The sequence below is a fragment of the Sphaerochaeta sp. UBA5849 genome (genome assembly GCA_002432715.1).
Classification (GTDB): Bacteria; Spirochaetota; Spirochaetia; order Sphaerochaetales; family Sphaerochaetaceae; genus Sphaerochaeta.
This window is the reverse complement of the sequence record DJGJ01000039.1, coordinates 1-26,371: the sequence shown is the minus strand read 5'-3', so window position 1 is coordinate 26,371 and position 26,371 is coordinate 1. Positions and strand designations below refer to the sequence as shown.

Annotated in this window: 20 protein-coding genes, 2 tRNA genes and 1 riboswitch; of the genes, 14 read left to right on the top strand and 8 right to left on the bottom strand. The window is 52.4% G+C overall.

Annotated features, from left to right (window positions below):
* The first annotated feature begins 119 nt into the window (after positions 1-119).
* The 4 genes from B3K89_RS06980 to B3K89_RS06965 all read left to right on the top strand — a co-directional run bounded on the left by B3K89_RS06980 (position 120) and on the right by B3K89_RS06965 (position 3,106).
* Complete coding sequence (locus tag B3K89_RS06980) at positions 120-1,460, top strand: MATE family efflux transporter (protein WP_293895357.1); 1,341 nt, start codon at positions 120-122, stop codon at positions 1,458-1,460.
* Positions 1,461-1,484: 24 nt separating this feature from the next.
* Positions 1,485-2,849: an ATP-binding protein gene (locus tag B3K89_RS06975; RefSeq protein WP_293895355.1), complete on the top strand. Its 1,365-nt coding sequence runs from the start codon at positions 1,485-1,487 to the stop codon at positions 2,847-2,849.
* Positions 2,850-2,929: 80 nt separating this feature from the next.
* Positions 2,930-3,002, top strand: a tRNA-Lys gene (locus tag B3K89_RS06970).
* 32 nt (positions 3,003-3,034) lie between these two features.
* Positions 3,035-3,106, top strand: a tRNA-Glu gene (locus B3K89_RS06965).
* A 237-nt stretch (positions 3,107-3,343) separates the two neighbouring features.
* On the opposite strand, the gene B3K89_RS06960 is transcribed toward B3K89_RS06965, so the two are convergent.
* Positions 3,344-4,609 carry a cation:proton antiporter gene (locus B3K89_RS06960; RefSeq protein WP_293895353.1) on the bottom strand — a complete coding sequence of 422 codons (1,266 nt, stop codon included), beginning with the start codon at positions 4,607-4,609 and terminating at the stop codon, positions 3,344-3,346.
* Positions 4,610-4,631: 22 nt separating this feature from the next.
* Positions 4,632-4,709: riboswitch (Fluoride riboswitch) on the bottom strand.
* 85 nt (positions 4,710-4,794) lie between these two features.
* On the opposite strand from B3K89_RS06960, the gene B3K89_RS06955 reads away from it, so the two are divergent.
* From B3K89_RS06955 to B3K89_RS06945, 3 genes are read left to right on the top strand one after another with little or no spacing between them, the layout of a single operon-like run.
* Positions 4,795-5,859, top strand: a complete 1,065-nt coding sequence (locus tag B3K89_RS06955) for a M42 family metallopeptidase (protein ID WP_293895350.1) — start codon at positions 4,795-4,797, stop codon at positions 5,857-5,859.
* A gap of 44 nt (positions 5,860-5,903) precedes the next feature.
* The gene (locus tag B3K89_RS06950) at positions 5,904-7,274 is read left to right on the top strand and encodes an aldehyde dehydrogenase (protein ID WP_293895347.1); all 1,371 of its coding nucleotides are present in this window, start codon (positions 5,904-5,906) and stop codon (positions 7,272-7,274) included.
* Positions 7,275-7,292: 18 nt separating this feature from the next.
* A complete protein-coding gene (locus tag B3K89_RS06945) occupies positions 7,293-8,195 on the top strand; it encodes a hypothetical protein (protein WP_345907204.1) in 903 nt (300 codons plus the stop codon).
* Between the two features lie 23 nt (positions 8,196-8,218).
* Here the strand turns inward: B3K89_RS06945 and B3K89_RS06940 are convergent, their stop codons facing one another.
* Positions 8,219-9,691: an L-fucose/L-arabinose isomerase family protein gene (locus B3K89_RS06940; RefSeq protein WP_293895341.1), complete on the bottom strand. Its 1,473-nt coding sequence runs from the start codon at positions 9,689-9,691 to the stop codon at positions 8,219-8,221.
* A gap of 14 nt (positions 9,692-9,705) precedes the next feature.
* A complete protein-coding gene (locus B3K89_RS06935) occupies positions 9,706-10,404 on the bottom strand; it encodes an L-ribulose-5-phosphate 4-epimerase (protein WP_293895338.1) in 699 nt (232 codons plus the stop codon).
* A 113-nt stretch (positions 10,405-10,517) separates the two neighbouring features.
* On the opposite strand from B3K89_RS06935, the gene B3K89_RS06930 reads away from it, so the two are divergent.
* The 5 genes from B3K89_RS06930 (at position 10,518) to B3K89_RS06910 (ending at position 18,849) form a co-directional block, all read left to right on the top strand.
* Positions 10,518-11,837, top strand: coding sequence for a chloride channel protein (locus tag B3K89_RS06930; protein ID WP_293895335.1), 1,320 nt, complete (start codon positions 10,518-10,520; stop codon positions 11,835-11,837).
* Between the two features lie 78 nt (positions 11,838-11,915).
* On the top strand, positions 11,916-14,018 hold the full coding sequence (locus B3K89_RS06925) for a heavy metal translocating P-type ATPase (RefSeq protein WP_293895332.1): 2,103 nt from the start codon (positions 11,916-11,918) through the stop codon (positions 14,016-14,018).
* A gap of 53 nt (positions 14,019-14,071) precedes the next feature.
* On the top strand, positions 14,072-16,102 hold the full coding sequence (fusA, locus tag B3K89_RS06920) for an elongation factor G (RefSeq protein ID WP_293895328.1): 2,031 nt from the start codon (positions 14,072-14,074) through the stop codon (positions 16,100-16,102).
* A gap of 164 nt (positions 16,103-16,266) precedes the next feature.
* Positions 16,267-16,590 (top strand): helix-turn-helix domain-containing protein, encoded by a 324-nt coding sequence (locus B3K89_RS06915; RefSeq protein WP_293895325.1) that lies wholly within the window; start codon positions 16,267-16,269, stop codon positions 16,588-16,590.
* 174 nt (positions 16,591-16,764) lie between these two features.
* Positions 16,765-18,849: an elongation factor G gene (locus B3K89_RS06910; RefSeq protein WP_293895320.1), complete on the top strand. Its 2,085-nt coding sequence runs from the start codon at positions 16,765-16,767 to the stop codon at positions 18,847-18,849.
* A gap of 98 nt (positions 18,850-18,947) precedes the next feature.
* Here the strand turns inward: B3K89_RS06910 and trmB are convergent, their stop codons facing one another.
* A complete protein-coding gene (gene trmB / locus B3K89_RS06905; RefSeq protein ID WP_293895317.1) occupies positions 18,948-19,685 on the bottom strand; it encodes a tRNA (guanosine(46)-N7)-methyltransferase TrmB in 738 nt (245 codons plus the stop codon).
* Between the two features lie 8 nt (positions 19,686-19,693).
* Positions 19,694-22,990, bottom strand: a complete 3,297-nt coding sequence (gene mfd, locus B3K89_RS06900) for a transcription-repair coupling factor (RefSeq protein ID WP_293895314.1) — start codon at positions 22,988-22,990, stop codon at positions 19,694-19,696.
* A 34-nt stretch (positions 22,991-23,024) separates the two neighbouring features.
* Between mfd and B3K89_RS06895 the strand changes: the two genes are divergently transcribed.
* Positions 23,025-23,831, top strand: coding sequence for an inositol monophosphatase family protein (locus tag B3K89_RS06895; RefSeq protein WP_293895311.1), 807 nt, complete (start codon positions 23,025-23,027; stop codon positions 23,829-23,831).
* Here B3K89_RS06895 and B3K89_RS06890 read toward each other — a convergent pair.
* From B3K89_RS06890 to B3K89_RS06880, 3 genes are read right to left on the bottom strand one after another with little or no spacing between them, the layout of a single operon-like run.
* A complete protein-coding gene (locus B3K89_RS06890; protein WP_293895308.1) occupies positions 23,824-24,522 on the bottom strand; it encodes a queuosine precursor transporter in 699 nt (232 codons plus the stop codon). The genes B3K89_RS06895 and B3K89_RS06890 overlap by 8 nt on opposite strands.
* On the bottom strand, positions 24,515-25,015 hold the full coding sequence (locus B3K89_RS06885; protein ID WP_293895305.1) for a nucleoside-triphosphatase: 501 nt from the start codon (positions 25,013-25,015) through the stop codon (positions 24,515-24,517). Before B3K89_RS06885 ends, B3K89_RS06890 begins: the two co-directional genes overlap by 8 nt.
* Positions 25,005-25,664: a hypothetical protein gene (locus tag B3K89_RS06880; protein ID WP_293895302.1), complete on the bottom strand. Its 660-nt coding sequence runs from the start codon at positions 25,662-25,664 to the stop codon at positions 25,005-25,007. The genes B3K89_RS06885 and B3K89_RS06880 overlap by 11 nt, the downstream gene beginning before the upstream one ends.
* Before the next feature lie 226 nt (positions 25,665-25,890).
* Here B3K89_RS06880 and nrdR point away from each other — a divergent pair, with 226 nt between their 5' ends.
* A complete protein-coding gene (gene nrdR, locus B3K89_RS06875) occupies positions 25,891-26,355 on the top strand; it encodes a transcriptional regulator NrdR (RefSeq protein WP_293895299.1) in 465 nt (154 codons plus the stop codon).
* Positions 26,356-26,371: the final 16 nt, after the last annotated feature.

Here is a 26,371-nt window from a genome sequence, read left to right as displayed (position 1 = left end):
CTTTCCTTCCTTCTGTCCAGTATCTTCAGGAAAAATCTGCGAAATCACAGAGGCTTTCACATGCTCCAGCTTGCCCAACTATGGATTCAGGGATAGGATGCATCGCAGGAGAACCGCCCATGGAACACGACATGAGCAGCGGGAAGCCCGCTCGCTTGTTATTTTTCTTTATGCTGCCGATTCTCGGCGGAAACCTGTTTCAACAGTTATATTCCATGGTCGATACCTTTGTAGTCGGGCGCTATGTTGGAGTCGAGGCCTTGGCTGCAGTAGGCGCCACCGGTTCGATGACCTTTCTCATCCTGGGCTTCGTTGTCGGCCTCACTGCAGGCTTCTCGGTGATCATCAGTCAAAAATTCGGGGCAAAGGACCCGCAGAGCATGCGCAAGGCTGTAGCAATGAGCGTGCTCAGCGCCTGCTTCCTCTCTCTTATTGTGTCGACCCTTGCCATACTGACAACCAGACCTCTGCTACAAATACTCAGAACCCCAAAGAACATCATCGATGACTCATATGCCTACCTCATTATTATCTATATCGGCATTGTGGCAACCATCTACTACAACCTGTTTGCAGCAATTCTCAGAGCGCTTGGAGACAGCCGCTCTCCTTTGTATTTCCTTTTGATAGCATCCGCACTGAACATAGCAGGAGACTTGGCTGCCGTCATCGGGTTGGGCATGGGAGTAAGAGGCGTGGCGGCAGCCACCGTCCTCAGCCAGACGATTTCCGCATTGCTGTGTCTTCTGTATATTTATAAAAAATATCCAAGCCTGCATCTCACCAGTCAGGACTGGAAGATCGATTGGCCTATGATCAGCAGATTGTTGAGGATAGGACTGCCCAGCGCCCTGCAGTTTTCAGTGTGTGCAATCGGGGTCATGATCGTGCAATCGGTGATAAACGAAAGCGGGAGCGACACGGTGGCCGCCTACTCGGTAGGAGTGAAAATCGAGCAATTGGTCACCCAGCCGTTGGTGACGCTCGGCCTGGCCATGGCCACCTTCAGTGCACAGAACCTTGGATCGGGTCGGCTCGACCGGGTGCAACAGGGAATCCGCAGCGCACTTCTTTTGTGCATCCTCTTCAGCGCCCTTGCATCGGGCTTGGTTTTCCTTTTCGGAAAACAGCTCGCCCTCCTCTTCATTGAACCATCAGAACAGCAGGTGGTTGCACAAACGGTCCAGTACCTGCACATCATCTCCTACTTCTTCATTCCTCTGGGCCTGATCTTCGTCTTTCGCAATACCTGCCAAGGACTGGGTTCAGGCCTCATTCCCATGCTCTCATCCATCCAGGAGCTCATTTTCCGTGCTCTGGTGGCGGTTACCCTTCCCCCGGTGCTCGGCTATGTCGGCATCTGCCTATCCAGCCCCATCGCATGGATTGCGGCGGCGCTGCTTTTGGTGGTGGCCTACAAGCTCCAATACACCAGGCTTTCCCGTCTGCTGAAGCAGTAGAGGATAAAGTCTGCCTTAGCGTACATGCTAATCTATGGATACCAAAGTCATGGCTTTCAAGGCAGTCTCATTCCCATCGAACTGGTGAAAAGCACCCATGAGTTGACCATTCTCGGCTATTCAGATGCGAAGCAGCGTGAGTTGAAGCTCCTGTTGCTATCGATTTTTCCCTCCCTGCCCAAGGCAACGGTACAGCTGGGGCCTCTCACCACTCTTCAGGAAATGGCCGCCCCGCTCGCCCTTGCACTTGTTGCCTATGAGAAACACCTGCTTGCACTCCAAGCACCGGCGGTACTTTGCTTTGGTTCGTTGGCCCTTGGAGGAGGGATCAGGCCGTCACCCTCGCTTCGCGACATTCCCACATTGTGTGAGCAGCATGGCGTGGGCTTGGTGCTGGTAGGTCGCAACAGCCTGCTTCCAGGGCAAACCGAAGGTCCACAATTCTGCGAGTGCAGCACCCTGATGGAGGCGGGTTCCCAGCTTTGCAGGTATTCCCTCCAGCACCAAGGGCAGCAGGTGCACCACGACAAATCCCCTGCAAGAGAGGATTCTCCTCCCAATCCGTTCGCCAATATCATCGGACTGAAGCAAGCTAAACAAGCCCTGATTTACGCAGCAGCGGGAAATCTGCCGCTTCTACTTTACGGTCCGCCCGGAACGGGAAAAACCCTGCTGTTGAGCCGTGTTGCCTCATTGCTGCCTCCGCTGGACAGTGCAGCACAACAACAAATTTCAGCTATGCATGGTCGACCTGTCGAGAAGAGACCGGTTTTTTCCATTCCTCTGGGTATGAGGCAGGCCGACTTGGCCAAAGGTGTCGTCCCTGAACTGTGCAAAGCACATGAAGGGGCTCTCATCGTAGACGAATTATCCCATCAGCGTCCAAATATCCGAACGACACTTGCCTCGGTGATGGATACCCACACCTTTGGAGGCTATCCGTTGCGTACCTTGGTGGTTTGTGCAACCAATGCCTGCAGCTGTGCAAATCTCGGCTCCCTTGAAGGAATCTGTCGCTGCAGTGAAATACAGATTGACAAATTCTGGTCAAAGCTCGGCCATCCCCTGCTTGACCGCTTCGCCATGGCACTGGCGCTGACAAGCGAGAACCTCTTGGTAAGCGAGGTTAATACGACCACCATCGATTACGAACGAATCGAATATGTACGCACCATGCAGATGAGTCGAAGCGAACAGGAGATTTTAAGTCTCCTGCCGTTATACACCAAGGTTTTTCGAGGGTCGCAGCAGAGTTTCAGACGTTCGTACCTCTGTTGCAAAGTAGCAAGAACCATAGCCGATTTTGAAGGAAAAGAGTCTGTGACACAAGCAATTATGGAAAAAGCCCAACAACTCTACCTGCTTCCCAAAGACCGCCATTATCATTAGAGTTTTCTTCTCTGTCCTTTTTTCCCATCAAGGTAGTTGACACCCTTTCTTGCTCTCTGCTATAGTCCTTAACGTTGCAGGGGCCGCTAGCTCAGTTGGTAGAGCAACGCCCTTTTAAGGCGTGGGTCACAGGTCCGAATCCTGTGCGGCTCATCTTGCCTCTGTTTTTTGGAACATGCAGTACTGTCTCCTTCGTCTAGTGGTTAGGACAACGGGTTTTCATCCCGTCAACAGGGGTTCAATTCCCCTAGGAGATGCTATAATGGGAGCCTGTAGCCGGATAGGTTCCCTTTTTTATTGCTCCGACACGTCTTGCTTGTTCTCGAACAGGAAGTGGAGCCTCACCCTTGACTTCTGCTAGAACACGGTATACAAAGAAGATACCGGATGGTTTATTGATAGCAACATATCTCCCAATCAGCTACCGGCCATCCGTGTATGTACCCTTCTTCCGGGCTGCAATCCAAGGCTGTTGTATCCACACCCGCAGCGCTTTAGGTTGCAGCTCCCTCGTTCAGGCTCTCCTTCACTGCAACCAGGCTGCTGAATGTAGGCCGTGGGTCAACAGTCAAAAAATGCCTGCCGGCCCAGTCCAGGGCAATCGCTCCCAAGGGTGCTGTCATGAGTATGCTCATCACCGCTACTGCCAAAATCACTTCACCGGCTCTTGTCGGCATGCCATGCAAGCTCATCGCTGCAAGCGGAGTGGAGCCGATGGCTGCCTGTACGGTTGCTTTCGGCAGGTAGGAAATAACAATGAACGCCTTCTCTTTTGCGGTGAAGCCACTTCCAAGTGTGCAAAGAAACGTTCCGATGCTTCGTGTGCAGAGTGCGATGAGAATCAGGAGGAATCCATGCAGGCCCACTTCCTTGGCAGCTGCCAAATCCACCTGGGAGCCCACAATGGCAAACAGCAGGATCTGGGCGAAAATCCAGATTTTCCCCAACTTTGCCGAAAGCTCATGGGCCAGGTGCTCCCGCTTTTCCAGAATGATGAAACCGATGGCCATGACGGCAAGCAAGGCTGCAAAGGGGACATGTACGGCTTCAAGCACATCGCCCAGATGCACCAGGATGATGCAGATCATCAGCATGGCCAGGACCCGCTTGGTTGCACGGGGATTATACCGCTCAAAAATGCGAATCAAAACAAGGCCGATCGCCAAGCCGACGCCTATCCCGAAAAGTATTGAAAGGGGTATCCCTGCAACCGTCCACAACAGGTTCACGGTATCGCCGACATACAGACCAAGCACAATGCTGAAAGCAACGATGACGGTAACATCATCCATGCTTGCACCGGCGAGCACGAGGGTGGGTATACCCTTCTGCGTACCACGCTTTTCCTGAATGAGATCGACCATCATCGGTACCACGACTGCGGGGGAAACTGCGCCAAGCACACAGCCCAGCAGGGCACTCTCCAATACAGAAAGGCCAAGCAGCTTGGGAGCGACGAGCATCACGGTGAGTGTTTCAAATAGAGCCGGCAGGAAAGAAAGGAGAATGGCCTGGAACCCTACTGTATGCAGGCTCTCCCGTGAAAGCTCCAATCCCGAGCGAAGCAGGATGACAATCAAGGCGATCATCCGCAAATCAGAGCCCACGGCAAGCAGGGAAGGATCCAGCAGGTTCAAAACAGCCGGTCCGAAAAGCACGCCCACCAAGAGCATGCCGATGAGTGAGGGAATACGTGCCTTGGACAGGATCCAATCCAAAACCAGACACAACAAAACCACGGCGGCAAGGCTGAATGCCATACAAACCTCCACAGAGAATGGATGTATCACAGGAGTTATCAGCAGCTTGCAAAGCCCTGCGGTTTTCGTTACGAAGGCGAACCCCATCGCCGTCTCAAATTCTAGAAAGTTGTATCCCGACAGTCAAGGCGGGTGTACAAGAGTTTCAATCTATGGATAATTATCCAGCGTAAGAGGAGTGCGTAATGAGTCAACTTTCCAGAATACAGAGAATTTGTGATGCCAACGGCATCAGCGGCTTTGAGGATGAGGTAGTCCAGGCAATACGCGAAGAAGCAGGCGCATTCGGGCGGTTTGACGAGGATTGTCTGAGAAACCTCTACCTCCATAGAACCGGAAACCAGAAGGACAAACCAGTGGTTTTGCTGGATGCCCATACCGATGAGGTAGGCTTCATGGTCAAATGCATCAGAGCCGACGGCATGCTGGAATTCATCCCCATCGGCGGCTGGGTCCCTTCCAATGTTCCGGCCCACCTGGTCAGGGTGCAAACATCCACCGGGAAGACCATACCCGGCATCGTAGGTTCCAAACCCCCGCACTACCAGAGCGAAGCGGAGCGTAAGAGTGCACCCGACATTGCATCCATGTATATCGACATCGGGGCCTCCAGCATCGAACAAGTCCTGAGCCTCGGCGTTGATGTTGCAAGCCCCGTCATCCCGGAAGCGACATGCATCCATCAAGAAAACACCAAGTTGTTATTCGGAAAAGCTTTCGATTGCAGACTGGGTTGCACCACCATCATCGATGTACTTGAGTCCTTGCACGGCAAGAGCCTTGCAGTCAATCTCGTTGCCGCCTTTGCCAGTCAGGAGGAAGTCGGTTGCAGGGGGGCCCAGCTGACCGCCCGGAAAATCAAGCCCGATGTTGCCATTTGCTTCGAAGGAAGCCCCGCCGACGACACCTTCCTGCCCGCCTACCAGCAACAGACAATCGTGGGCAAAGGTCCCATGCTCAGGTTCATCGATTCAAAAATGATAACCAATCCCCGTTTCCAGAAGTTTGCACTGGACATCGCCAAAAAGTTTGACATACCGGTGCAAAAAGGGGTTCGAAGCGGAGGGGCCACCAATGCATCCGCTCTTCATTTGTCGGAGCAAGGCATTCCCACCATTGTAATCGGCATCCCGGTACGCTATGCCCACACCCATTGGGGGGTGAGCAGCCTGGATGACGTACAGAACTCGGTCAGGCTGGCAGAGGCCGTGCTGAGGGAATTGAACGCACAAACCATCGCAACATTTTGACAAATCCATACTCTGGGTGTCATACTGGCTGAAGGGGGGGGAGCATGAATGAAATCGAGCTTTGCCTGAGCGAGATGCAGGCGTTTTTCCAAAACGGAAATACGCTGAGCATCGCTTGGAGAAAAGAACAACTCAAAAAATTGAAGGACGGCATCCGTTCATATGAAAAACAGATTCTCAATGCCTTGTATGAAGACTTGGGAAAAACTGACTTTGAGGGGTTCGCTTCCGAATTGGGCATCGTGTATACAGAACTGGACGAGCATCTGAAGCATCTGGATGCATGGGCGGCAAAACAACGAGTCAGATCCAGCCTGCTCTCCTTCCCCTCAAAATCCTACACCATTGCACAGCCGCTGGGCATTGTTTTGATCATGAGCCCGTGGAACTATCCGTTCCAACTTACCATCGTCCCTCTGATCAGTGCGATTGCAGCCGGCAATTGTGTCATACTCAAACCCTCCAGGTACAGCAGTCATACAGCGCTTGTAATCGAGGAGATGCTTTCCAAACTCTTCTACAGCAACCATGTCGCCACCTTTCAGGGGGGGGCGGAGATGAATCAGGAGCTCTTGAAGCATCGATATGACCATATTTTTTTCACCGGCAGCCCGCAGGTTGGGAAATTCGTGATGGAAAGCGCTGCAAGGCATATAACCCCGGTCACCTTGGAGCTCGGAGGCAAGAGCCCGGTCATTGTCGCTTCTGATGCCGATATCGGTTTGGCTGCACGAAGAATCATATGGGGCAAGTGTCTGAACGCAGGGCAGACCTGTGTGGCTCCCGATTATGTCCTCGTCGACCGAAAAGTCCACAATGCACTGCTTGAACAGATGAAAATCGCCATCACAGCCATGTTCGGATCCGATCCTTTGCACTGCAGTGATTTGGGAAACATCATCAATGAGAAGCACTTTTCCCGCCTGATCGGACTCTTTGAGTATGGGACGCTCGCCTGGGGCGGACAGATCGATCCGAAAACTCGACGCATCGCACCCACCATCATCACCGATCCCCGCCTGGATTCTCCCTTGATGCAGGAGGAGATTTTCGGCCCCATCCTTCCCTTGGTCGCCTACGACACGTTCGAGCAGGCGCTCGACTTTGTCCAGAAGCGCGAACATCCGCTCGCTCTGTACTGCTTCACAACCAACAAGGAGCATAAGAACCAGGTCCTCACCTCGCTGAGTTTCGGAGGCGGATGCATCAACGATGTAGTCATGCATCTTTCCAATACAGCCCTTCCCTTCGGAGGAGTGGGAAACAGCGGCATGGGAGCCTATCATGGCCGGGAAGGTTTCAAAACCTTCAGCCACACAAAAAGCATGCTTGAAAGCAAAACATGGCTTGAGGTGAAGCTGCGGTATGCCCCGTATCGCGGCAAGCTTTCTTTGATCAAACGACTCTTTTCCTAACGTACACAAGGAGGTTCTATGAAATTGAAGCGATGGGCGGTCCTGATTGCTCTCCTCTTGGCCTGCAGTCCGGCATTTTCAGCAATTACGGTGACGGAGGCGGATGCGCTCTACGACAGGGATGCTTTCAGCGAAGCAGAGCAGGAACTGCTCGCCCAGCTGGGCAGGGCTGCAAACGCCGAAGAGGAATCAGAGATCCTGTGGAGACTTGCCCGGGTCATGGTCTCCCTGGGAGACGACCTTGACAAAGAGGACAAGGCGGGACGTTTTTCCCTGTACGAAAAAGGCGAGACCTATGCCCTCTCGGCCATAGAGAAGCACCCCTCCCCCTTTGGCTACCTCTGGAAGGCATCAAACGTCGGTCGCTGGGGACAGACGAAGGGACCACTGAACGCATTGGGAAAAGCAAAAGGCATGCTCGAGGATCTTACGGTCATCGTAAACGACTTCAAAACCCTCGATTCGAGCGAGACATGGTATGTGCTCTCAAGCCTGTACGATGAATTGCCCGGTGGGGTGATCTCCTTCGGGAACAAGGAGTGGGCGATAAGCTACATGCGCATGGCAATGGACACCATTCCCTCCCATCTGCTGTATCCCGGACACTACAAGAAGCTTGCCGAGGAGTTGTACGCACGAAACTGGAGTGCTTCCAAACGTGCCAAGGAGCTTTCCAAAATGCAAAGGGATTGGCAGAAAGCCTCCACCAATCTGGAGAAATACCGCTATTACGAAGCCAAGGACGGAGGGGCGACCAAACCATTCTACTCATCGGTCAACCTGACGCAGATGAGCGACCGCCAAGAGGCGGTGATGGTGCTCTCCTACGTTCTGGAGAAGGCCAAGGTGTTCAAGCCGATCAGGGCAACCGACACCAAGGAACTCAAGGAAATTGAGACCTTGAGGAACTCCTGGATCTAGACGGCATCTACGTCCCTTCAAGCTCAATGCTTGAAGGGATTTTCATTGCTATAGAGGTGACCAGGTTTCTGGTTGTATGCAATATCCTCGATTCCAAGATATCGGAACACCTCAAACAAGGCTTTTCCTGCATGCCGGAAAGCAACTGCAGCATGGTGGGGATAGGCTTTGGCCAACAGCACATAGCGGTAGAACCGTGCCATCTCCTCAATCCCTATGATCCCGATACTGCCGAAACTGGAAGCGGGGACGTCGAGGACTTCACCTTCGGCTATATAGGCCTTCAGCTGCCCGCGGGCGTTGGATTGCAGTCGATAGATGGTTACCGGTCCGCTGATGAGATCGCCTTCCATGGTTCCCCTGGTAATATCCGGGTGCTTCAACTCCGGCTCCAGATCCCGTTTCATGATGAGCTGGTAGCCCATATGGGGATTCTTGAGCAGCGAGCAGGCTGTGTTCCCACAGTGAAATCCCATGAACAAATCGTCATTGCGATACGAGCGCTTGGTGCGGATGTGTTGTTCATATACCGGAGCGGGAACCGTGTTGTTGATATCCAGCAACGTCACAGGAAGGTCGGTGACGCACTGACCAATGTACTCGCTCAGCGCCCCATAGATGTCGACTTCGCAGCTGACGGGGATGCCCTGCTCGCTCAGGCGGCTGTTGACATAGCAAGGGACGAACTTGAACTCGGTCTGGAAGGCAGGCCAGCACTTGTTGGCAAAGGCTACATAGGAACGTTCCCCTTTGTGTTGTTCGGCCCAATCGAGCAGGGTCAGCTCATACTGGGCCAGCCGGTCAAGAATCCCGCTGTAGGGACTTGAGCCGATTTGGCTTTGCATCTCTTCCACCAATGAAGGGATCCTCGGATCGCCGGCATGCTTGTTGTAGGCAACCAGCAGGTCAAGTTCACTGTTCTCTTCAATCTCCACACCCAAGTCAAAAAGCCCTTGGATGGGGGCATTGCAGGCCAAAAAGTCCTGGGGCCTGGGTCCGAAGCTGATGATCTTCAGCTTTTTCAGCGAGAGCAGGGCACGGGCGACCGGGATGAATGATTCGATCATGGCAGCCACCTCACGGTCGCTGCCCACCGGGTATTCGGGAATGTAGGCACGCAAGGAGCGAAGACTCAGGTTGTATGAGCAATTCAGCATGCCGCAATAGGCATCCCCCCTGCCGTCATGCAAATCCCCGTCGCCTTCAGCTGCAGCGACGTACATCACCGGACCGGGAAAATGCCTGGCAAGCAAGGTCTCAGGAGTTTCAGGCCCAAAGTTCCCGAGAAATACCACCAGGGCATTCACTGCATGGTCCTGGACATCCTTGAGAGCTCTAAGCATGTCAATTTCATTCTCTACAATGACCTGACACTCATACAGCTCCCCCTTGCAAGCCTGTTTCACCGCCTTGCGCCGTTTTTCGGACAATGAACGGGGAAAGCAGCTCCTGCTGACCGCAACCAATCCCAACCGTACCGTTTCCATGTTCTTCATCGCATGACTCCTAATTACCGATTCTGACCATAATAGGCATGAGCGCCGTGTTTTCTGAGGTAGTGCTTGTCAAGCAGATGCTGATCCATCGGTTTTTGATTTGCATCGGAGAGCAACATCGAGTGGTAGGCCATCATCGCCACCTCCTCGAGCACCACCGCGTACTCTACAGCCTTCAGTGCAGAGTCTGCCCAACAGAAGGGACCATGGCTTTGAACCAGAACGGCGGGAACGCTTTTGGGATCGATGCCGGCAAAGCGTTCAACGATCACCCTGCCCGTCTCCATTTCATACTCACCTTGGATCTCCTCGGCTGTCATGGCACGGGTGCAGGGGATTTCCCCGTAAAAATAGTCGGCGTGGGTTGTTCCCAAAGCCGGAATGCCCCGGCCGGCCTGGGCGAATATGGTTGCCCACCTGCTATGGGTATGGACTACTGCGTTTACCGTCTCAAAGTGATTGAACAAGTATCGGTGGGTCGGGGTGTCGCTGGAAGGATTGTACGATCCCTCCACTGGTCTGCCACTAGCCAGCTCAACGACCACCATGGAAGAGGGGGTAAGCTCATCGTAAGCTACACCTGACGGCTTGATCACCATGAATTCACGGTTTTCATCCACCTCGGAGACATTGCCCCAGGTAAATGTGATCAACTTATGTGTCTGCAGGAGCAAATTTGCTTCACAGACTCTCTCTTTCAACTCTTTCAACATACCTTACTCCTTGCGTACCAAAAGCAAGTGTGTGCCAAGCTTTGTAAGTTGTCAAGGCAAACCAGGCTCTCTTGTGGTTCCAAGAAATGAGAAAAGCTCCTATGATGGGGACTATGAACCTAACACGACGCAATTTCTCAATTCCCCTAGTGGCTTGGACAGTTCGGGCAGTGGTGCTTGGCATGTTGGTCGGACCGGTCATCAGTCTGTTGACCTTTCTCGTCGCTGAAGCCGGGTCGATCCGCTCCAACCATCCGTGGCTTCATTTTCTCATACCCCTTGGTGCCCTGCTTACCGCCTTTCTGTATCAGAAACTCGGGCCTTACCTGAAAGACGGCGGCTCGCAGGTGATCGACTTGATCAATCAGGGCATTCTCGATATCGCCCACCCCACCAGCATCGGCTACGAGAAGGATCGTGATGCGCACAAGCAGAAGATATCCACCAAAATGGCTCCTCTTTTGCTGTTCAATACGTTCATCACCCATCTTGTGGGAGCATCAGGAGGCAAGGAAGGCGTCGGGGTCCAAGTCGGGGCTTCCATCGGAAGCTACTGCTCCCGCCTGGAAATGCAGATGCTGCACCAGGGGCAGAGGCAATCCATCCAGCAGAAAGGTATCTGGTTGATCAGCGGTGCTGGGGCCGCCTTCGGCGCCCTGTTCAACGCCCCGATTGCCGGAACCTTGTTCGGAATGCAGTTCTCCAATCCCCGGGTGAACCGAACCGACGCCCTCCTGCCCTGCCTGACCGCCTCCTTCACCGCCTGCATGGTGAGCAAGGCTTTGCATACGCACACCTTGGTCCCGGTGACAGCCGAAGCCTTCACCCTCGATCTTTCCACACTTCTCATATTATTGGCATACTCCATCCTGCTCGGCTTGGCCAGCAGACTCTTCTGCCACCTGATCCATCTGACCAAGAGCCTGTTCTCTCGGATTACCACGAACCCCTACAAGAAAGCACTGCTTGCCAGTTCGCTGTTATTGCTTGCATCAATCGTCATTTACCTGGTCACCGGTACGTTTGCCTACAACGGACTCTCCATCGACCTCATCATTGAGGCAGAGTACGGGACCACCAGCAAGTTCGCCCCTCTTTTCAAGCTCCTCTTGACCGCCCTGACCATTGGAAGCGGCTTTGCTGGCGGCGAGGTCATCCCGATTCTCGTCATAGGCGCCACAACAGGGGCCTTGTTCGGAGCGCTGCTTCCCATCCCGGTCTCTGCACTGTCCATGTTCGGAGCCATAGGAATGCTCAGCGGCAGCACCAAACTCCCCTTGGCCTGCTTTGTATTGGGATTGGAGCTGTACGGCTTCGGCAATCCCACCTCGTTGTTCTTTGTTTGCTGCATAGCCTACCTCTTCAGCGGCAGACTCTCCATCTACGAGCGGCAGATTGTTCCAGAAATCATCGATCCCGCCTGGGATGTCTGACATAGGTGCTTGACAAGGATGCCAACACTTCCTAATATATGAACATCTATTCATATATTGATATATTAGGAGTCAACCATGCATCCATCCAAAGCAACCCACACAGAACCATCCCCATTGCATGAACGGGACTACACATTCGAGGGGGTGGATTGTCCTGTCTGCGCTGCAAAAATCGAGGACCGCATCCAGCGAATCGGAGGGGTTGCATCGGCCCGGGTCGATTTCTCGCGCAAGCAAATACGCATCAGCACCACCGAAAAACAGCAGGAGTCCTTTTACAGCGACCTCATCAAGGAAGCCAAACGGGTGGAACCGTCGCTCAAGGTGAAACCCTTGGAAAACCGAACAAAGGACGAAGATGATCCTCTTTGGGTCATCTTGGTCCGAATCCTTGTCTCGCTACTCGGCTTCGGTCTGGCCATGCTTTTCGACATTCCCCACCTGTTCATACTGAGCTTTGTGGTAAGCGGTTACGATGTGCTGCTCAAGGCGGCGAGAAATGTAGTGCATGGAAAAATCTTTGATGAAAATTTCTTGATGAGCATTGCAACGCTTGGAGCATTGGCCATAGGGGAAACAGGGGAAGCGGCGGCTGTCATGCTTTTCTATCTGGTCGGAGAATATTTCCAAGCCCGTTCGGTAATGCAGAGCAGAAAATCAATCATTGAGGCCCTTGACTTGAAGGTGCAGCAGGCAAGGCTGGTCCAAGGACAGAGTACTACCATGGTTGCCGTCGAAGAGGTTGTTCCCGGTTCACACATACGGGTGCTTTCAGGCGAGAAAATACCAGTCGATGGATATATAGTCAGTGGAAGCTCCAGTTTGGATATGCAGCATTTGACCGGGGAATCAATTCCGAGAACAGTGAAAGTCGGAGACGAGGTGCTTGGCAGTTCCCTCAACCTGGGAGGGACGCTCGATATCAGGGCCGGCAAGCCTTATGAGGAGAGTACTGCAGCAAAAATTTTGCAGCTGGTTGAGGAGAGCGCAGGAAAAAAGGCGCAAACTGAACGCTATATCACCTCGTTTGCCCGATACTATACCCCGATCGTGGTGTTCTTGGCCGTTGCGCTCGCCGTCATCCCAGGTCTGATAACCGGGTCTTGGCAGACCTGGGTCTATCGTTCACTGGTGTTTCTGGTGGTGAGCTGTCCGTGTGCGTTGGTCATCAGTGTTCCGCTTTCGTATTTTGCAGGAATTGGAAAGAGTGCCAAGAGGGGTATCCTGGTCAAGGGAGGCAACTATTTGGAAGCCCTTGCAAAGACCGATACCATCGTGTTCGACAAGACCGGGACCCTTACCAGTGGAACGTTCACCTTGCTCGAGGTTCGCTTGACGGCCTCTGCCACCCATGATGAAGCCTATCTACAGGAAATTGCAGCCTCCCTTGAACGAAACAGCAACCACCCGCTGGCAAAAGCCTTCCTCACCCTCAACGCTCCATATGCGGCACTCGATGTACAGGAGGTTGCGGGAAAAGGCCTGTCCGCCTTGGTCGACGGCAGACGTGTTGCAGCAGGCAATGCCGCGCTGTTTGAGGATTTGGGGATCGTGGTGGAACCAGGGGCTGAGGATGAGGCTGCAATCCTGTTGGCCGTGGACGGCCGTCATGAAGCCTCGTTCATCCTGCGCGACACCCTGCGCTCGGAGGCCAAATCCGTGGTCAAGCATCTCAGGGACCTGGGGATCACGCACCTCGCCATGATCAGCGGCGACACAGAAGTGCATGCAAACCGCGTGGCGGCGGAACTCGGCTTGGATGAGGTGCACGCATCCCTTCTGCCCCATGAGAAACAGGAACGCATGCTAGCAATGTCAGCAGAACGCAAAAATCTGGTCTTCGTGGGAGACGGAATGAACGATGCCCCCAGCCTGGCTGCAAGCAAAGTAGGCATCGCCATGGGCAGCAATGCAAGTGATGCCGCGATGGAAAGTGCCGATGTGGTCATTCTTGCCGATGACTTGCAAGAGGTGGCGAACCTGCTTGAGATCAGTAGGCATACTGCAGCCATCGTCAGGCAAAACATCAGTTTCGCCCTCCTGGTGAAGGCTTTGGCTCTTGGACTGGGAGCGATGGGATATGCCTCCATGTGGATAGCCGTGCTTGCCGATACCGGGGTGACGATCATCGCAATTCTCAATGCCTTAAGGATTCTGCTCTTCCGTCCTTCTCGTTGATATTCAACTCCATGTATGCTATTGTTGCACAGATTGTTTGAAGGATTGATAGCATGAACGAGAAGATGACACGCAATATCGGCATTATGGCACATATCGATGCAGGCAAAACCACCACCACCGAGAGGATTCTCTTCTATACCGGCGAGAATCATAGAATCGGAGAGGTGGACAACGGCGAAGCAACGATGGACTTCCTCGAGCAGGAACAGGACCGCGGCATCACCATTGCCAGCGCAGCCACCACCTGTTATTGGAAAGAACATCAAATCAACATCATAGATACCCCGGGCCATGTGGACTTCACCGCTGAAGTCGAACGTTCGCTGAGGGTGCTGGATGGTGCGGTCATGGTGGTTTGTGCAGTCGGCGGGGTTGAGCCGCAAACCGAGACAGTCTGGAGGCAGGCTGATACCTACCGGGTTCCCCGTATTGCATTCATCAATAAAATGGACCGCCTTGGCGCAAACTTCGAAGAAGCGGTCAATGAGCTGAAGGTCAAGCTTGGGGCAAATCCCATTCCCGTATTCCTGCCTGTCGGCACTGAGAGCAGCTTCAGCGGCATCATCGATTTGATCAAGAAGAAATATCTGGTATTCAGCACTGAGGACCAGGGAAAAACCATTGTCGAGCAGGATATACCATCTTCGATGCGCGATAAGGTTGATCAGTGGTATGAACGTTTGATCGACAGCGTTTCCTCCTTCAGCGACGAGATAACCGAACTCTATTTCGAGGGGGCGGAGATCGGCTCCGATCTGCTCAAGAAAACCTTGAAGAAAGCAACCATCGCCCGTCAGGCCCTGCCGGTATTCGTTGGATCATCGCTGAAGGACATCGGGGTGCAGGCCTTGCTTGACGGAGTCATCGACTATCTGCCTTCGCCCTCCGAAGTCCCGCCGATCATGGGCATCCATCTGAAAACACAGAAACAGGTCGAGGTTCCCTACTCCAAGGACAAGCCTCCTTTGGCCTTGATTTTTAAAATCCAAGTCGACCGTGAGGCCGGTGCAATGGATTTTGTGCGCGTATACAACGGGACCATACGCAAAGGCACTACACTGATGAACATCAGCAAGAAAAAGCGTGAACGGGTCAACAGGATTCTGAGGATGCATGCAAACCGGGCGGAGGAAGTCAACGAACTCGAAGCAGGTGACATCGGGGTTGTCATCGGTTTCAAGGAAGGCAGGACCGGCGATACCATCGGCAGCGAAGGAGCACAGATACTGCTTGAGCAGATGCATTTCCCCATTCCGGTCATCTCAGTGGCCATAGAGCCGAACACGCAGAGCGATGGGGATAAGCTGCGTGCAGCACTCGCTACGCTTGCCCAGGAAGACCCTACCTTCACCTATCGGGATGACGAGGAAACCGGCCAGCTGGTCATAAGCGGCATGGGAGAACTGCATTTGGATGTGTTGGTGACCCGTCTGACCAAGGAGATGAAAATCCAAGCCAGGGTCGGCAAACCGCAGGTTACCTATCGTGAATCTGTCAGCAAGGTTGCCAGCGGATCGGAGACCTTCTCAAAAGTATTGGCTGGAAAAGAGAATACAGCAGGATTAAGCATGACGGTAAAACCGCTGGCGTCCGGAAGCGGAACACAGTACCGCATCAGTGCAAAAACGCGAGGTATTGACGAGATCTATCTTGAGGCGATCAAACGGGGAGTCACCAACGCATTCAAAGGCGGCATTCAGTTCGGGTATGAAGCGTGCGATCTCGAAGTCGAGGTTACCGATATTGTCTTCCACGAACTGACAGCCAGTGAGTTTGCTTTTGAAGCGTGCGCGGCCATGTGCTTCGACAAGGTTGCACAGTCAGCCGGACCGGTGCTCATGGAACCGGTGATGAAAGTCACCGTCGTCGTTCCTTCGCAGTATGTCGGCGAAGCCATCTCCAGCATCACCAGCCGCGGGGGCCTGGTGAACAGCATTGAGAGCAGAACGGCAAGCGAGCACATTCATGCGCAAGCACCGCTTTCCCAACTTTTCGGATACTCCACTGCTCTCAGATCAGCAACCCAGGGAAGAGGAACATTCTCCATGGAGTTCGACCACTACGAGCCAAAAAACCGCTAAGGGTATGGAATCCTGGAAAAAAGACGGGGTGAAACCTTGCGGAAATGCTGGTTCCGTGCCTAGAATGTATTAAAACTGTGAAAATTTTTAGACTGAAGGAGAATGTTATCATACTCCTTTCGATATAGATTGCTGGTATTGCAGTTACTTAAGAGGAGTACAACATGGCTAGAACTTACAATTTGCAGGACATTTTCGCGAGAAATCTCAAGGAGCGCAGACGCAAGCTTTCCTTGACCCAAGCTCAGCTTGCTGAGAAAATCGGGGTTTCCACTTCGTTTGTTACAGAAATTGAAACTTCAAGAAAGGCCCCTTCTTTTGCTACAATCGAGAAAATCAGTGCTGCGTTGGATGTGCCTTGCTGGACGTTCTTTTGCGAAGACGGTGACAAGCTGCCCAACGATGTGACGGTGATGGATCAGTTCGCCTACAAACTGAAACAGGACATCAGCAACATCATTGATGTGAATGTAAGCTTGACACGCTGACCATACACTCTCGTTTTTTATTTCCCTGCATTTCCAGGCGGATGTTCGTGTACGAGTGTCCGGCCTTTTTTTATGGTGGTAGAATTCTTTTGACATATGGGATTATGGAGCGTACCATTGATGCATGCGTTCTGGATCATCATACAAGAATCAGAGGTGATCGAAGGAGGAATTATGAGCGTTGTCAGCACTGACTTAAGGAATGTTGCCATCATCGGCCACAATGAAACCGGGAAAACCACCTTGGTTGAACAGATGTTGTTTTATGCCAATGTGATTTCCCGGGCAGAAACCGTAGCTAGCGGTAAGACCACCAGTGACTATACGGAAGAGGAAATCAACCACAAGATTTCCATCCACGCTTCCCTCGCTTCCCTGAATTGGGACGGCAAGACCATCAATATTCTCGACACTCCGGGAACAGCCGGCTTCATCGGCGAGACCATTTGCGGATTCCGCTCCTGTGAATCAGCCCTCATGGTCGTTGACGGACGTGATGGAGCACAGATTGAAACCATCAAACTTTGGAGACACCTTGACGAGCGAAACAAGCCACGCGCAGTGTTCATCAACAAAATGGACCGCGACCGTGCAGATTATACCCATGTTTTGGAGAATTTGAGAGAGACCTTCAAAACCACCTTTGTCCCTGTCACCATCCCCATGGGAAGCGGCAAGGAATTCAAGGGAATCATCAATCTGATTGAAAACAAGGCATATTTCATCAACAGGGGCGGCAAGGAGACAGTTGGAGACATCCCGGCCGAATTTGCTGATTTTGCAGACGATTACCGTAATGCCCTCATCGAGAATGCGGCAGAGGGTGCTGATGACTTGATCGAAAAGTATTTCGAAGCAGGCACGCTGGAAAGTGATGACATTCGTCGCGGGCTGCGGGAAGGTATGGATGGCAACAGAGTCGTGCCCGTATTCTGCGGTTGTTCCGAGGAGGGCAGCGGCATACTCAGTCTCTTGACGTTCATCCGCAACAACTTCCCCAGACCGTTGGGCAAGCTCGACTGGACGGTGGACGAAGATGGAACTGTCAATGACTTTCCCATCACTGCCGAAGGAAGCGCTGCAGCGCTCGTATTCAAGACCACCATCGACCAATTCAGCGGCAAGCTGAGCTTTATCAAAGTCCTCAGAGGCACCGTCAAGGGTGAAACCGAGTTGTATAATCCTGATCTCGGGAAAAAAGAGCGGCCGAACAAGGTATACCGCATGGTTGGAAAGAAGTTGATTGAAACCGATGAACTGCCTGCCGGTGATATCGGGGTGATTGCAAAGAGCAATATCGCCGCCACAAATTCCACCCTCATCGAGGGAGCCGACCAGAAGCTGAAGTTCAAGCCCCTTGCCTTCCCGCACCCCATCTACAGCCTGGCCATCAGCAGTGATGACAAGAAAAGTGAAGTAAAGATGAACGAATCCCTGCACAAAGTCATGGAAGAAGACTTAACGTTCACGATCAAGTTCAACGAGGAGACCAAGGAAAATGTGGTTGCCGGAATGGGCGAACTGCATTTGAACATGATTCTCGACAAGGTGCGCGAGAAGCAAAAGATCAATATTTTCACCAAGCTTCCCCGGGTTGCCTATCGTGAGACCATCAGCAGGAAGAGTGGAATAGCTGAATATTCACACAAGAAGCAGAGTGGAGGCCATGGCCAATACGCCCGTGTCCTGATTGAAATCGAACCGCTTGAACGAGGAGCCTACTACTCCTTCACCAATGCCATCAAGGGAGGCTCGGTCAGCAAAGGGTATATTCCTGGTATTGAAAAAGGCCTGCATGAGCAGATGGAGGAAGGTTTTTTGGCAGGCTATCCGATGATGGATATCGGCATCACCCTCATCGACGGCAAGGAACACCCTGTTGATTCAAGTGAAATGGCATTCAAACTCGCTGCGAAGGGAGCCATGAAGATGGCACTCGAGAAAGCAGGGGCTGTACTACTTGAACCAATTATGAAACTTAGTGTATACATTGAGAATGATTACCTGGGCGACATACTTTCCGACTTGAGCGGCAAACGCGGTCGGGTGCTCGGTCAGGAGGAAATGGGACACCTGCAAATGGTAAAAGCATTGGTTCCCCAGTCCGAACTGCTCAACTACGCCATCGACCTCAAGTCAATGACCAGTGGAACAGGGAGTTTCGAAATGGAGTTCGACCATTACGAACCGCTGAGCGGCAAGTTGGCCGATGAAGTGATCAAGGCCTACAAGGAATCCGTAAAGGAAGAACAGGAGTAGGCAAGGTGAAACAATCAGAAGTATTCTGATTGCTTGAGAGTGAATTTGTGAACCTTGGAAGGGAGCGTGCGGCGGCAGGCTCCCTTCCCTCTTTTCATCTACTGCTTTTCGAACCAGACTTCGAAGATGGTGTGCTGCTTGGCCCTTCCCTTCTGTTCGAACTTGGTTGTGTCCCTCCACGGTACCGGGGGACAGAATCCTGGGTGGGGATTGTGCAAGCCTTCGGTGTGGGAGAAGACATCCAGCATCTGGAAGGCATACTCCTCCCAATCGGTCACGCAATAGATGTATCCACCAGATTTAAGCTTGGAAGCAAGCAACCGGGCAAACGGTGCTTGGATCAGGCGTCGTTTCTGTTGGCGCTTTTTCGGCCAAGGATCGGGAAAGAATATGTGAAATCCTGCAATACTTCCATCCTCGACCATGGTGGAAAGAACTTCGACTGCATCAAAGCGCATCAACCTTACATTATCCAGATGCCCAGATCCCACAGCATGCAAGAGCTTTGCAAACCCCGAAAGAAACACCTCCAAGCCAAGGTAGTTGTATTGGCTGCGTTCCTTGGCTATGCGCTCCGTTGCCGTACCCATGCCGAACCCAATCTCAATTACAACAGGGTTGTCGTTTCCAAACACCTGGTTCCACTCGAGCTTGGTCTTGCTGTATGGGATGCCGTAGGTACCATAGTAGCGGCGGATGGCCTGTACCTGGTAGGTGCGCAGGTATGAGCCCCTGAGCACATAACTCTTGATGGGTCTCTTCTTCCCATCCTCTTTGGTCTCCACCCACTCCAACTCTGGAATATCCTGGAAAATCGTTCCTTGGTTTTCCTGCATCAACACTCCTATATCAGGCGCTGCAGCTTCTCCATCAAGAACAACGCCTTGTCCTTGAGAGAAACCGCATCGGTTTTCATATACATTACATTCATGCGTCTCATATCAAGCCAAACGCTCTTGTTGCTCAGGGCGATGAGATTCATGACCTTGTTGACATTCAAATCCGCAACTTTGCCGAACTCAACGGCAACCACACCCTTGCGGTCGGTCAGATGGATGATCGAGAGTTTGCGGCAGATGATCTTGATCTCGGCGATGTAAAGCAGGTTCGCCACCTCGACCGGAGGAGGCCCGAAACGGTCGGACAACTCGCTGGCCAAGCCTTGCAGCTGCTCGTCATTGACGATGGATGAAATCTTGCGGTAGATATCGAATTTGACCGAAGGCGCCTTGATGTAGGTGTCAGGAATAAAGCCTGTATAATCGAGCTCCAGAAACACTTCCTTGTCCTCTTCCCTGACACCTTCATGCTGCAGGTCCCTGATCGCCTCGTCAAGGATGCGGATGTACATATCAAGGCCGACCGAAGCCAGATGGCCGCTTTGTTCGCGCCCGAGCAGGTTCCCAGTTCCTCTCAGTTCCATATCCTTCATCGCCACCTTGAAGCCGCTGCCCAGTTCTGTGTGTTCACTGATGATCTTCAGCCGCTTGAGGGCGATCTCGCTGAGGGCGCTCCCCTGTGGGTAGAAAAGATATGCATAGGCTTGGCTGTCGTTTCGCCCCACCCTTCCGCGAAGCTGGTACAACTGACTCAGTCCGTAGCGGTCGGCGCGGTCGATGATGATGGTGTTGACGTTTGGGATGTCGATGCCGTTCTCGATGATTGTGGTGGAAACCAGCACCTGGATGCCTTCATGGATGAACCGACGCATCGTGTCCTCGAGCTTGGTGCTGTCCATCTGCCCATGAGCGCTCTCAATGATGACATCAGGCAGCAACTTGGTCAGCTGAAACACAACCTCGTCAAGACTTTCGATACGGTTGTGCAGGAAAAAGACCTGGCCGCCTCGGCCAACCTCATCACGGATGGCCCGAACAATGGTTTGCTCATCATATTCACCGATATAGGTCTGTATGGGTCTGCGTGCGATAGGGGGTGTGGCAAGCAAGGACATGTCACGAATCTTCAAGAGCGACATATACAGGGTCCGGGGAATCGGGGTGGCACTCAAGGAGAGCGAGTCGATGCTCGCCCTCAGCGTCTTGATCCGTTCCTTGTCCTTGACGCCGAAACGCTGTTCCTCATCCACCACCAACAGTCCCAGATCACGGTACACGATATCCTTCTGCAAAATCCTGTGGGTTCCAAACAACACATCCACCTTGCCTTCTGCAAGACCGATGAGTGTCTGCTTCTGCTCTTTCTTTGCCACAATTCTCGATAGCTGTGCACAACGGATGGGAAAGTTCCCCACCCGTTTGAGAAAATTCTGATAATGCTGTTCAGCCAAAATGGTTGTCGGGGCAAGAAAGGCAACCTGTTTGCCACCCATGACGGCCTTGAATACGGCGCGAAAGGCAATTTCCGTCTTTCCGTAGCCTACGTCGCCGCAAACCAGGCGGTCCATGACGATCGGCTTCTCCATATCTTCCTTGATATCCTCGATGCAGGTCAGCTGGTCCGCTGTTTCATCGAAGGGAAATGAGGCTTCGAACTGCAGCTGCCAGTCGGTATCCTTGGGAAAGGCGAATCCGACGCTGTTCTTGCGTTTTGCATACAGCGAGATGAGGTGTTTTGCCAAATCCTCGGCATTTTTTCGGGCCTTGGCTTTCTTGTTCTCCCATCCCTGGCCTCCGAGCTTGTCCTTTTTCGGCAGCCCTGTATCGCTTCCGATATAGCGCTGAATCAGGTTTGCCTGTTCAATCGGGACATAGAGCATCTCATTGTCGGCGTAGGCGATTTTTATGAAGTCGCGCTCGCGGTCGAAACTGGAGACCCGGTCGATCTTGACAAATTGTCCTACCCCATAATTCACATGGACAACATAGTCACCTTCATTCAGGTCGACGAATGAATCGAGTGCGGAGGTCTGCGTATGCTGAAGTGTTTTTATCACCTGCCGCCTGCGTCCGAAAATCTCGTGCTCGCAGATGGCAACCACTTTCAGCGAGGGGATTCCGAACCCGCCGCTGATCGCCCGGTCCTCCCATCCAAGGAAGGGAAAGGCGCTCAGCATCTGCATCAACCGTTGTTTTTGCAGTTGGTTCTCGGTGAAGATCACAATGCTCCAACCCTGCTTGTCCAGACTCTTCAAATCTTCCTTGAGCAAGGTGAAATTTCCAAAATAGGAACGGGGTCCCTCGATGTCGAACCGATAAGCCTCCTGGTTCTGGCCGGCAATATCGTACAGGGTTATGCTAGTGCGGCACGCTTTCTGGAAGGAAGGGAAATCGAAGAGCAGGGCATCGGGCTTTTTGGCCTCACGGTCTTCCAAAAACGCCTGGCGATAGAGGGCTTTGGCTTCCACCTGCAGGCTGTGATAGCTGGTCGCCAGCCGCTGGTCGCCGATAAAACAAAACAGGTCATCATCAGTCAAATACTCTCCGATCGAGGTGGTGGCCAGTTCACTGGTTGCATCCACCAAGGAGAGGGTGAGCTTGCCCACCGTGGTGATGCTCTCCTGGGTAATGGGGTTGTAGCGGGCGATTTTGCCTACCGTATCCCAGTCGGCATAAATCCGGTACGGATACTCGCTTTCATAGGGGAAAATATCCAGCACTTCACCTCGCATCGAGTACTCTCCCATAGCCGATGTCGATACGGTGTGGAGATAACCTGCATTGGCAAGCAATCGGGAAAAGGAGGCGGTGTCGAAGACAGATCCTACTTTGATGGTAAGCGATGCCTGTTTCAGTGTTGCCGGGCTAACAAGCGGAGAGACGAACGGCCTGAGGTGGGTTACCACCACACCCTGTTTCATCTCCTGGATCTGCATCAACCGATTGAGTTGGTCGTACTCCACATTGTCGGCATTGAAGGGGGTGTATAATTTCCTCCCGTTGCCGCTCAGGTAGACGATCCTGGTCTCATTGTTGGAGAGCGGCGTCTGCATGACACCAGTGCCGTTTACCGAGAATCCGCTGTCCTTGAGCAGCTGTTGTGCACTCTCCTCGGTAGGACAAACCGCCCATACCCTGCCTGCATGTTTGCGACTGATCAACCTGAGGAATTGAGCTAAAGGATACCCTTCAAGCCCCTGGATAGCGAGGTGGTTGGACCCTGCTCCATATGCCTTGTAAGCGTTGCTGCTTTTGATATACGATTGGACAAGGGTGGAAATTGGCGTTTGCATAAGCGCCATTACCCTATCATGAGAGGGAAGGTTATGCAATACAATGGATAGACTACTCGACCAAAAGGCATTGGATGCCTTGGCCCTGGTTGTACAGGATGCAGGCAGGAAAGCAAAAGAACAGCAACAGTCCATTCATCGTTCCTACAAGAGCGATGGAACGGTCATTACTGAAACCGATTTGGCCATATCCCATCGAATTCTGGGTGTTGTTGCCGAGCTCTTTGAGGATGTGAACATCATCAGTGAGGAGACACTCACCCCGTTTGATGACAAAGCTCCCTACACCTTCGTCCTCGATCCAATCGATGGAACGGATGTCTACTCACAAGGCCTGCCCTCCTGGGCGGTGGCCCTGGGCATTCTGGACAAAAACAGAAAACCGGTGGGGGCCATGATCAGTGCACCGCGCTGGGGGCTTGGAGAGGACGAGTTGTTTTTGCGTCTCGATCCCGGCAAGGAACTGACAATAAACGGAAAACCGTTTTTCATCGCCCCCGACAAGGACTTCCCTCACCAGATCACCATGGGTTCAAGCGGCCAGCGACTTATGGATTTCTCCCGCTATGAAGGCAAAATCCGCATCTTCGGCTCATCGATCCTGCACATGCTCAGCCCGGTGCTCTATGACCACATCCAAGGGTGTGTAAACCAGAGTTGCTACGTCTGGGATATTGCAGCAGCCCACGCAGTGCTTTTACACGTAGGAATGGATATCGAGTATGTCGACGGGACGCCGTTCGTCTACGACGATGCATTCCTCTTGGAACGCAAACCTTTCTTTCCCTCCTTCTATGCAGGGACAAAGGCGTGCATCAAGGCACTGAGGGAAGTATTGCCCGCTAAATAGTGCTACTTGGAGGAAGTTTTCCTGTATCGTACCAATGCCTTGCAAGGTAGATGAACGGTGTATCGAATACTGCGACCACCCACTTCAAGAGATAGGTGGAAAGCATGATCTGGGCCAGAACATTGGTTGGATACACGTTCCAGAAAGCAATCATGGTGAAAACCAGTGTATCGATGAGTTGGCTCGCAAAGGTGCTCAGGTTGTTGCGCAGCCACAAGGTATTGCGTCCAGGCTTCTTGCGCTTCCAGAAATCAAAGGCCCAGATGTCGTGCATATTGCTGATCACATAGGCAGTCAGGGAGCCGAAAGCGATTCTCGGCATCAAGCCAAATATGTGAGCCAGGGAAGCATGGCCGATATCAGAAACAGCCGGCTCGAAGAACAGTGCGACCTGCATCAGGATCGTCATGGTGAGCAGGCTGAAAAAACCGATCGCCACCGCTTTTGCCGACTCTTTCTTTCCGTAGAACTCACTGAGAATATCGGTTGCAAGGAAACCTGTGGCATAGACGATATTGCCAAGCGTAGCTTCCAATCCGAAAAGCATGACGTTTTTCGTAACCTGAATATTGGCAACGATGACGCTGATGGGCACCCAGATGTACAGACCCAGCTTTCCCCATTTTCGGAAAGCAAACATGATCAAGATGAAATTGCAGAGCAGCATTACAAACCAATAGAGTTCATTCATTTTCGATATCATCCTTGTTCACCTGCACCAGATTCAGTTCGGATGCCTCCAGGCCGAAATGCCTCACCACTTCCTCTACATGCACATCCCTGACAGCAGCAAGGATACTTACCTGTTTTCGGGCAAGAGCCTTGCGAAACGAAGGGGCCAAGCCACCGTCGTTCAACTCCAGCCTGCCGATTTCATCGAAGACCACCACATCGGATTTCCCCAGTGATTTCTCTATGAGTGCGTTCGCCCAGGCAAAACCTTCAGCATCGATGCTGAAGCGGCCTATGCGCTGCATTCCAAGCGACTGCGTTTCACAGAGGACAAGCCTGGACTCTGTACTGGACAGGTCTTTGAGTCTATACCAAGTTTTTTCAGGATTGGCAAGGGCAAGCACTCCCCCTACAGCAAGACCGTCCTGTTTCAGTGTTTCTATCAAGTGCACCAAGTACGTGGTCTTTCCCCCGTTCAGGGGAGCGACCACCAAGGTAAGCCTAGTTTGCACCCAAGAAGCCCTGCAGTACATCAAACGCTTTCATTGAGTCCTCCCGCTTGATGACAAAGGTGAGCTCATTCATCGTAGAGACGATTTCAATCACATTGATCTGCTCCCAGGCCAAATGCCTCACCGCCTCATAGACAATACCCGGTGTTTGGAGGAAATCACCGGTGAACACCAAGGAGAGGGCTACCAAGTCGTCCATCTGATGCAACACTTCCTCGTCCTTGGCGAGCTCGCCGACCAGAGATCGGTACTTCTCACTGACCGCCAACGATACTTCATGGCTGCCCAGGGTGATATTCAAAAAATCACCTTTCTCGGTGGAGATCTGTCCATACAGGACACCCAACTTGCTGATGAAACTGTCGCGGCGCACCAGATTGAGGTCGAAGATATTGGTCTTCATGACAATCCCGTACTCAACATTACCCACCTGCTTCTTGTAGCTGCCTTTGCGCAACTCTTCAGCATAGCGCCTGAGGGCCATCACGATGGCACTGGCTTTGACTTCCTTGCCGTAAGCTTTCTGAACCTCGTCCTGGATCGAGGATGCGTAATTGCTGAACGAGAGAATCCCATTGATCAACATCTCGTGGATAAAAGGAGATTTGTCCACAATCCGTTTTACACAACCGCTTACTGAATCAGCCATACTGCCTCCGTTATGTTATTATTATCACAAGATATAACTTTTTACAACAAATATAGCTGGAATTGTTGGAAAATTGCACAGCTTCACTACACCTCAGCGAAACACATCAAAACCTACATCTAGTGTAAAGCATTGATAATTGTATCGAAAATAGCGCCATAAAAACACTATTTTCTTGTGAAGCCCATGCACAGTGTGTATACTGGATGCACGAGGAGGAACCTGTATGCGATGCCCCCACTGCTCACAGATGGATGACAAGGTATTGGAATCGAGGCAGAATTCCAGCGGTTCAACGATTCGGCGCAGGCGCCAGTGCAATTCGTGCGGTTACCGTTTCACCAGTTATGAGAGGATCGAGGACAAGCCGCTGATGGTCATCAAACGTGACGGAAGACGGGAACCCTTCGATTTGAACAAATTGGGAAGGGGCATACGCTCTTGCACCGAGAAACTGAAAATCAGTGAGAATCAAATAGACACCCTGCTGCAAAACATCGAGGATGCCATCATGCTCAAGGTGGGAAGCAAACGGGAAATCGCCTCTTCAGATATCGGGGATGAAGCACTGAAGCAGCTGAGGGAAGTGGATTTGGTGGCATATGTCCGCTTTGCAGCCGTCTACAAGGCCTTCAACGACCTCGGCCAGTTCATTGCCGAAATCCAAAAGCTGGGCAAGGAACTCGCCTAGCGTGAGTTTACAAGTT

Bases quoted from the DNA above. Each gene is read 5' to 3' on its own strand.
- B3K89_RS06980 (WP_293895357.1), top strand. From the start codon at position 120: ATGGAACACGACATGAGCAGCGGGAAGCCCGCTCGCTTGTTATTTTTC.
- B3K89_RS06975 (WP_293895355.1), top strand. From the start codon at position 1,485: ATGCTAATCTATGGATACCAAAGTCATGGCTTTCAAGGCAGTCTCATT.
- B3K89_RS06960 (WP_293895353.1), bottom strand. From the start codon at position 4,609: ATGGCATTCAGCCTTGCCGCCGTGGTTTTGTTGTGTCTGGTTTTGGAT.
- B3K89_RS06955 (WP_293895350.1), top strand. From the start codon at position 4,795: ATGAGTCAACTTTCCAGAATACAGAGAATTTGTGATGCCAACGGCATC.
- B3K89_RS06950 (WP_293895347.1), top strand. From the start codon at position 5,904: ATGAATGAAATCGAGCTTTGCCTGAGCGAGATGCAGGCGTTTTTCCAA.
- B3K89_RS06945 (WP_345907204.1), top strand. From the start codon at position 7,293: ATGAAATTGAAGCGATGGGCGGTCCTGATTGCTCTCCTCTTGGCCTGC.
- B3K89_RS06940 (WP_293895341.1), bottom strand. From the start codon at position 9,691: ATGAAGAACATGGAAACGGTACGGTTGGGATTGGTTGCGGTCAGCAGG.
- B3K89_RS06935 (WP_293895338.1), bottom strand. From the start codon at position 10,404: ATGTTGAAAGAGTTGAAAGAGAGAGTCTGTGAAGCAAATTTGCTCCTG.
- B3K89_RS06930 (WP_293895335.1), top strand. From the start codon at position 10,518: ATGAACCTAACACGACGCAATTTCTCAATTCCCCTAGTGGCTTGGACA.
- B3K89_RS06925 (WP_293895332.1), top strand. From the start codon at position 11,916: ATGCATCCATCCAAAGCAACCCACACAGAACCATCCCCATTGCATGAA.
- fusA (WP_293895328.1), top strand. From the start codon at position 14,072: ATGAACGAGAAGATGACACGCAATATCGGCATTATGGCACATATCGAT.
- B3K89_RS06915 (WP_293895325.1), top strand. From the start codon at position 16,267: ATGGCTAGAACTTACAATTTGCAGGACATTTTCGCGAGAAATCTCAAG.
- B3K89_RS06910 (WP_293895320.1), top strand. From the start codon at position 16,765: ATGAGCGTTGTCAGCACTGACTTAAGGAATGTTGCCATCATCGGCCAC.
- trmB (WP_293895317.1), bottom strand. From the start codon at position 19,685: ATGCAGGAAAACCAAGGAACGATTTTCCAGGATATTCCAGAGTTGGAG.
- mfd (WP_293895314.1), bottom strand. From the start codon at position 22,990: ATGGCGCTTATGCAAACGCCAATTTCCACCCTTGTCCAATCGTATATC.
- B3K89_RS06895 (WP_293895311.1), top strand. From the start codon at position 23,025: ATGGATAGACTACTCGACCAAAAGGCATTGGATGCCTTGGCCCTGGTT.
- B3K89_RS06890 (WP_293895308.1), bottom strand. From the start codon at position 24,522: ATGAATGAACTCTATTGGTTTGTAATGCTGCTCTGCAATTTCATCTTG.
- B3K89_RS06880 (WP_293895302.1), bottom strand. From the start codon at position 25,664: ATGGCTGATTCAGTAAGCGGTTGTGTAAAACGGATTGTGGACAAATCT.
- nrdR (WP_293895299.1), top strand. From the start codon at position 25,891: ATGCGATGCCCCCACTGCTCACAGATGGATGACAAGGTATTGGAATCG.